The organism is Saccharopolyspora sp. NPDC002686 (assembly GCF_040295745.1).
In the GTDB taxonomy this organism is placed as follows: domain Bacteria; phylum Actinomycetota; class Actinomycetes; order Mycobacteriales; family Pseudonocardiaceae; genus Saccharopolyspora; species Saccharopolyspora oryzae.
This window is the reverse complement of the sequence record NZ_JBEOVY010000506.1, coordinates 1-4,081: the sequence shown is the minus strand read 5'-3', so window position 1 is coordinate 4,081 and position 4,081 is coordinate 1. Positions and strand designations below refer to the sequence as shown.

5 protein-coding genes and 2 pseudogenes are annotated in these 4,081 nt (G+C 67.0%); 5 read left to right on the top strand and 2 right to left on the bottom strand.

Annotated elements, in window-relative coordinates; all coding sequences use genetic code 11:
- The 3 genes from ABTZ89_RS36570 to ABTZ89_RS36560 form a co-directional block, all read left to right on the top strand.
- The coding region (locus ABTZ89_RS36570; protein ID WP_351053608.1) for an ATPase domain-containing protein at positions 1-202 on the top strand (202 nt) is incomplete at its 5' end.
- A complete protein-coding gene (locus ABTZ89_RS36565) occupies positions 145-360 on the top strand; it encodes a hypothetical protein (RefSeq protein ID WP_351053606.1) in 216 nt (71 codons plus the stop codon). The genes ABTZ89_RS36570 and ABTZ89_RS36565, both read left to right, overlap by 58 nt.
- A 111-nt stretch (positions 361-471) precedes the next feature.
- Positions 472-1,131: an ATP-binding protein gene (locus ABTZ89_RS36560; protein WP_351053603.1), complete on the top strand. Its 660-nt coding sequence runs from the start codon at positions 472-474 to the stop codon at positions 1,129-1,131.
- 82 nt (positions 1,132-1,213) lie between these two features.
- On the opposite strand, the gene ABTZ89_RS36555 is transcribed toward ABTZ89_RS36560, so the two are convergent.
- Both ABTZ89_RS36555 and ABTZ89_RS36550 read right to left on the bottom strand, forming a co-directional pair.
- Positions 1,214-1,789: a GNAT family N-acetyltransferase gene (locus ABTZ89_RS36555; RefSeq protein ID WP_351053600.1), complete on the bottom strand. Its 576-nt coding sequence runs from the start codon at positions 1,787-1,789 to the stop codon at positions 1,214-1,216.
- A 643-nt stretch (positions 1,790-2,432) separates the two neighbouring features.
- Positions 2,433-2,633: pseudogene (locus tag ABTZ89_RS36550) on the bottom strand (transposase); the annotation flags it as partial.
- 73 nt (positions 2,634-2,706) lie between these two features.
- Here ABTZ89_RS36550 and ABTZ89_RS36545 point away from each other — a divergent pair.
- Positions 2,707-3,750 carry a glucose 1-dehydrogenase gene (locus ABTZ89_RS36545; RefSeq protein WP_351053597.1) on the top strand — a complete coding sequence of 348 codons (1,044 nt, stop codon included), beginning with the start codon at positions 2,707-2,709 and terminating at the stop codon, positions 3,748-3,750.
- A 92-nt stretch (positions 3,751-3,842) separates the two neighbouring features.
- Positions 3,843-4,081, top strand: a pseudogene (locus ABTZ89_RS36540) (GGDEF domain-containing protein); the annotation flags it as partial.

Here is a 4,081-nt window from a genome sequence, read left to right as displayed (position 1 = left end):
GTTCGCCGTTGAGGTCCTCGCCCGCGGCATCCGTGATTTCGACGACGCCGGGGTGTTCGTCACGTTCGAGGAGACGCCCACCGATATTCGCCGCAACGCTGCTTCGCTGGGCTTGCCCATCGAACGGTGGGAGGCCGTGGGGCGGTGGCCCTGCTCCGCGACTTCGAACACGCCGGCGAGATCCAGCGGGCCATCGCCGTAGTGCAGGCCCGGGGCACCGCGCATGAGCACAGCATTCGCCAGGTCACGATCGACGGCGACGGCATGCACATCGGCGAACGCCTGCGCGGCGTCGCCCACATCCTCACCGCGAATTCCCTCGTCGTCGAGGATCCGCAGCGGCCGACCCGGCCCGGTTGAACACAGGGGCCGAGAACCGATGAGTAACCCTCACCCCGACCAGCGTGCTGCGGCAGGCGCCGAACCGAGCCGGCCGCTGGCTCGCGGTTCCGCGACGGTGCGAACCAGGCCATGGTGGAGGCATCGGCGGACGGGATCGTCGCCGTCGACGAGCGAGGGATCATCCGTCTCGCCAATCCGGCCGCCGAGATGCTCTTTGCCCGCTCGACGGGAGATCTCGTCGGCAGCGCGTTCGGTGCCCCGACGGTCGTCCACCAAACCAGCGAGATTGACTTGATACAGCCGGACGGATCCGCCCGGGGGGTCGAAATGCGGGTCACTGCCACGACTTTGCGCGGCGAGCGCATCTACGTTGCCGCGCTCCGCGATGTCACGCGGCGAAAGCAAGCCGAAAAAGACCTCGAAGTCGCCCTGGAACGGCAGACGACCGTGGTCGCCGTGGCCGCCCACGAGCTCCGCACCCCGGTCGCCGCGATCAAACTGCTCGTACACCTGCTGCGGGAACGGCGTGCCACGCTCAGCCGAGCAGTCGGGGTGGGTCGAGATCCGCGTGTGCACCGGGGGCCGGGCGTGCCGGACTCATTCGTGCCTCACTTGTTCGAACGCTTCAGCCGCGAGCCGCGCGCCCGGCGACAGATGGAGGGAGCCGGCCTCGGGCTGTGGATCGTCCGCAACCTCGCCCGTGCCACCGGTGGCGAGGCCTGGTACGAGCCCAACGACGACGAAGGCGCCTGCTTCTGCCTCCGCTTGCAAGGAACGCCAAACACGTGACGGCGACCTGTCAATCCACACAGGAGTTCCCCGGTTGGCAATGCATCGCGTGTACGGGCCTGGCGAAGACTGGCGGACTGAGTCATTCCGCTTCGAAGCCGGGGGGCAGCCGCTGCTGTTTGGCCGCCAGGTTGAGGTCGGCTACGCGGAGTCGGAACACCTCCATGGTCAGTCCGAAGTACTTGCTGGTTTCCCCCACCCATTCCATGCCGTTGCGACGTACTGCAGCCGCGGCGCGTGTGTTGCCGGGCCGAACGACCGCGAAGATCTCGTCGACCTCGTGCTGAAATGCCCATTGCGCCAGCGCGTACGTCGTCTCGACGGAATAGCCCTGTCCCCACACGTCCGGATGCAGTTGCCAACCGATCTCGAGGTCCTCGTTGGCGGGTGGCAGAGGCAGCAGCGTCGCGCCGCCGATCACGCGCTCGTCCTTGCGCTGCTGGATAGACCATCGTCCGGCGGGTGGGATCGACCTGGCGTCCTCAGCGATCCACTGCCGCAGCAGCAGACGCATGGCCGGTAGGTCGGGAACCTGCTCCATGATCGGGCTGAGCCACCTTGCCACGTCGGCGTGCCCGAAGACATCCAGTGCCGCTCGGGCGTCGTCGACGTGCCACGACCGCAGCACAAGTCGCTCCGTGACCAGCTGCTCGGCCATTCACCCAGCCTAGCCAAGAGCAGCCCTGGTGAGGTAGGAGGAGTGCTGGCATCCCGGTGAAGGGACCCAACCCGAGCGCCGACATGCCGTACTTCCGCGCCACCTTGAACAGGGACATGGGTGAGGCGGCCACCTGTCGGCTATCGGACGAACCTGGCTCGACGGGGACGTCTCACGGCCCCAAAGCCAGCCACGCGCCGACACCGCAAGCTCTGAGTCAGAAGCCTCTGTTCGGAGGTTCGAACAGCGGCATGCTTGTGGTTGAGTGCGGCTGTAGCGCTCCCCAGGGTTCGGCGCTGCTGGCAACATGGCCGCAAGGGGAGATGAGCAGTCAATGAGCAAGGTCGTTGGCCGGTGGTGCGCAGGGCGCGGTCACTGGCATGAGGACGGCTGCTTCGAGATCGTTTTGGAGCACGCCACGGATAAGTGGTTGGTCACGTACCTCACCCACGGAGAACCACACGCGCGCCTCGGTTTTGACACCGAGGAAGAGGCGCATGGGGACATTCGGTGGCTGGTGTCCATCCTTCCCGCGGACGTTGCTCCGTGGGAGCGCGTGGCTTAAGAGCGCATCTGATCTTGATTTAGGTACTGATGTCCTGTTCGAGTGGTTCCGTTCGCCAGGTTTGGGTGGATTCACCGGTCCGCCGGCCTCCCACTTGGCGTAGTAGTCATACACCATCTTGTAGGGTGGGAAGTACTCCCAGGCGGTCCCGGTCCGGCACACATACAGGACCGCGTTCACGATCTCCCGCAGGTCATGCACCCGCGCCGCGGCTCCTGGCCCACGCCGTGCGGCACGCCATGCCGTCAGGGTCGGCTCGATCAACGCCCACCGGGCATCTTCTGGTGGACCCTGTCTTGGGCCACTCTGCTCGTTTGTCCGCGCGCACCCGACGACACGGGAGGGTTGTCTGGTGAAGGCCGCCACCGTGGTTCCAGGCAGGCCGGAGTTGTCAGCGGTGACCGAACTGCCCGATCCCGTGCCGCAGCCGGGGGAGCTGTTGGTGCGTGGTCTGCTGGTGGGGTTCTGCGACATTGATCGTGATGTCACCGAGCGAGCGCACGGCCTCTTGCCGCCGGGGCAGGACCGGATGGTTCTCTTTCACGAATCTGTGGGTCGGGTGATCCACGCACCCGCGATCAGCGGTTTCCGGGAGGGCGACTACGTGGTGGGCGTCGTCCGGCGTCCGGACCCGCAGCCGTGCGAGGCGTGTACCGCCGGGCAATGGGACTTCTGCCTCAACGGTGAGTACACCGAGCGCGGCGTCAAGGAACTGGACGGATTCGGTGCTCAGCGGTGGACGGTCGAGCCCCAGTTCGCGATCAAGGTCGCCCCGGCGCTCGGTGATCTGGGGGTGCTGACCGAGCCCGCATCGGTGGTGGCCAAGGCGTGGGAGCAGGTTGACACGATCGGCAGACGAGCCTACTTCGCTCCCCGTCACGCGTTGGTGACAAGCGCCGGACCGATCGGCCTGCTCGGTGCGCTGCTAGGCGCGCAACGCGGCCTGGACATGCACGTTCTCGACCACGCCACCGAGGGGCCGAAACCGGATCTGGTGCGCGCGCTGGGCGCCACCTACCACACCTCGCTGGACGACCTGGGCTGCGAACCGGACGTTGTGATCGAGGCGACCGGATCCGGACAGGTCGTGTTCGAGCTGCTGCAACACACCGCGCGCAACTCCATCACGGTGCTGACCGGCAGCACGGGCCACCACCGCACCGTGCCCTTCCCGGCGGCGGCGATCGACAACCAGTTGATGTTGGACAACGACGTCGTTCTGGGCAGCGTGAACGCCAACCTGCGCCACTACAACCAGGCCGTGCAGGCGCTGGCCGGCGCGGACCGGAACTGGCTGGGGGCCCTGATCAGCCGCCGGATCCCGTTGGGCGACTGGACCCAAGTCTTCGAGACGGGCCCCGACGAGGTGAAGGTCGTCGTCGACCTCCAGGCCTGAGCTCGATGAGCCGACCCGGGTGCTGGTTGTGGTCGTGGTCCGGCTGCGGCGGTGCGAAAATCAGAGCCGAGGATCGAAGACATCGGGGCGCGATGGTCGAGGAACGTGATGTCGAGTTCGTGACCCGGGGTGGGCACGGCGGGATCGCGCGGCTGCAGTCGAAGGTGGAGGCGCGCCTCGGGCTGCTGGCCGCGGGCTTGCAGGAGTACGCGATCTTCGCGCTCGACGTGGCCGGTCGGGTGGAGGGCTGGGGCGACGGGGCAGAACGAATCATGGGCTATCGCAGCGCCGAGATCATCGGGAGGCACTTCTCGGTGCTCTCCCCGGCGCA

What these genes read in the sequence shown, in the direction of transcription:
- ABTZ89_RS36555 (WP_351053600.1), bottom strand. Translation starts at nt 1,789, where the DNA reads ATGGCCGAGCAGCTGGTCACGGAGCGACTTGTGCTGCGGTCGTGGCAC.
- ABTZ89_RS36560 (WP_351053603.1), top strand. Translation starts at nt 472, where the DNA reads ATGGTGGAGGCATCGGCGGACGGGATCGTCGCCGTCGACGAGCGAGGG.